The sequence below is a fragment of the Streptomyces atriruber genome, assembly GCF_001418325.1.
GTDB classification, from domain to species: Bacteria; Actinomycetota; Actinomycetes; order Streptomycetales; family Streptomycetaceae; genus Streptomyces; species Streptomyces atriruber.
Genome location: NZ_LIPN01000574.1, coordinates 1 through 2,413, shown reverse-complemented (window position 1 = coordinate 2,413; position 2,413 = coordinate 1). Strand labels below are relative to the sequence as shown.

2 protein-coding genes are annotated in these 2,413 nt (G+C 72.6%); both read left to right on the top strand.

Annotated features, from left to right (window positions below; genetic code table 11):
* The first annotated feature begins 67 nt into the window (after positions 1-67).
* Positions 68-1,654, top strand: a complete 1,587-nt coding sequence (locus AOK03_RS38665; protein ID WP_055570034.1) for an FAD-binding oxidoreductase — start codon at positions 68-70, stop codon at positions 1,652-1,654.
* A 165-nt stretch (positions 1,655-1,819) separates the two neighbouring features.
* Positions 1,820-2,413, top strand: a 594-nt coding sequence (locus tag AOK03_RS38660; protein ID WP_055570033.1) for a hypothetical protein, incomplete at its 3' end; no start/stop codon positions are given.

Genomic DNA, 2,413 nt, shown 5'->3' with positions numbered 1-2,413 from the left:
CCCCCACCCGTACGGAACCCCAGCGCCCCCCACACCGTCTCGTTCTCGGGAAGCAACGGGAGGCGTCATGGAACGACGTACGTTCATCGGCACAACGGCGGCCACGCTGGCCGCGGCGACGGTCGCGGGCTGCACCGGCAGCAGTACGGGCAACACCGGCTCCGGAACCAGCTCCGGCACCGGCACCACCGCGTCCCGCGGCGGCGGCACCCCGATCAGGACGTCCAGCGCCGCGTCCTCCTCCCCCGCCGACCTCAAGGCCCTCGCCCGCGACCTGGACGGCACCCTCGTCCGGCCCGGCGAGGCCAAGTGGGCGGCGGCCCGCCAGCTGTACAACACGCGCTACGACGACCTGAAGCCCACGGCCGTCGCCTACGTCTCGCACGCGGACGACATCCGCACCGCCCTCTCGTACGCCCGCGCCCACCGCACCAAGGTCGCGATCCGCAACGGCGGTCATTCCTACGCGGGTTGGTCCTCCGGCGACGGGCGGCTGATCATCGACGTGTCGAAGCTGAGCAGGATACGGGCGAGCGGCAGCTCCGCCACCATCGGCGGCGGCGCCAAGCTCATCGACGTCTACCGCTCGCTCGCGGCGAAGGGCGTCACCATCCCCGCGGGATCGTGCCCGACCGTCGGCATATCCGGGCTCACCCTCGGCGGCGGCCACGGCGTGGTCTCCCGCGCGTACGGCCTGACCTGCGACAGCCTCACCTCCGCCACCCTCATCACGGCGGACGGCAAACAGCTCACCGCCTCCAAGTCCGAGCACAAGGACCTGTTCTGGGCGCTGCGCGGCGCGGGCAACGGCAACTTCGGCATCGTCACCGAGCTCACCTACCGCACGCACGCCGCACCCCAGGGCGTCTCCGCGTACATGACCTGGCCCTGGTCGAAGGCGGCCGCGGTCGTCAAGGCCTGGCAGGAGTGGGGCCCCGGCCAGCCGGACGAGATCTGGTCCTCCCTCCACCTGGCGAACACCCCGGGCGGCACCCCGACCGTGTCCGTCGCGTGCTTCTCCCTCGGGACGTACGGCGAGCTGCAGAACGCCGTCGACCGCCTCGCCGACAAGATCGGCGCACCGGCCCGCAGCGTCTCCCTGAAGCGGCGTACGTACGAGGAGTCGATGGAGGTGTACGCGGGCTGCTCGTCCTTCGCCACCGACGCCCAGTGCCATCTGCCCGGCGCGACGCCGGGCCGCAGCCCGCAGGGAGCACTCAAGCGCGAGACGTACGCGGCGAGTTCGGACTTCTTCGACCGTTCGCTGTCGGCGGCGGGCATCCGCACGCTGCTGTCGCAGATCGAGAACGTGACGGGCGCGAGCGGGGGCAGCATCGCGCTCACCGCGCTCGGCGGCGCGATCAACCGCGTCGACCCGACGGCGACGGCCTTCGTGCACCGCCGCTCGCGGATGCTGGCGCAGTACATCGCGTCGTGGCGCGCGGGCACGTCGGGGACGGGCGCCCGGGCGTGGCTGAAAAAGGCGCACGGGGCCATGGGCCGCTACGCGTCCGGCGCCGCGTACCAGAACTACGCCGACTCGACGCTGACGAACTGGCGCGAGGCGTACTACGGGGCGGCGGCGCCGCGCCTGAAGAAGCTGAAGAAGCAGTACGACCCGTCCCGCTTCTTCGACTTCCCGCAGGCTCTCTGAGCCCGTAGCGCTGCAGTAGCTGCCATGGCGCCGCCGTAGCCCCGCAGTAGCTCTGTCAGGCGGCCCCGCCGCCCGTCACCCGCCCGGCGGGCACCGCAACCCGTTCGGCCCCGCCCGACACGCCCCCAGGTGGCCCACCCCGCTGGACACGGGTGGCCTGAGGGCATGACCCCACGCCGCGGTACGCCCCGCAGTACATCTCGCAGTACGCCTCGCAGTACGCCTCGAATAGCCGCCGTCACGGCGGCGGCGGCCGCGGCTGCCGTCCTCGCCCTGGCGGGCCCGGCCGTCGCCCTGGACAAGCCCACCGAGCCGGGCGAGCTGACCCTCGTCGACACCCCGAAGGGCAGGGCCCTCGCCGACAAGGACGGCAACCCGCTCTACACGCGCGACGCCGACGAGGCCGACACCCCCGACTGCACCGGGGAGTGCGCCACCGAGTGGCCCGCCGCGACCGGCTACCCCACCAAGGCCGACGACGTCACGGGCCAGACCGCCCAGACCGAGGAGGACGCGCAGGACGCCGACGCGCCCCAGGTCATCTACGAGACCCGCCCCCTCTACTACTTCAAGGACGACGAGCAGGGGCAGGACCCGAAGGGACAGGACGTCGAGGGCTGGAGCCTGCTCGGCGCCGACGGAAAGAGCCTGGGCGCGGGCACCGGCACCGACCCCGACTCCACGGACTCGTCGGCGTCCCCCGAGACGTCGTCCACGTCCGCGGAGAAGTCCGAGTCCCCGCACTCGAACATGTCCCCC

What these genes read in the sequence shown, in the direction of transcription:
- AOK03_RS38665 (WP_055570034.1), top strand. Translation starts at nt 68, where the DNA reads ATGGAACGACGTACGTTCATCGGCACAACGGCGGCCACGCTGGCCGCG.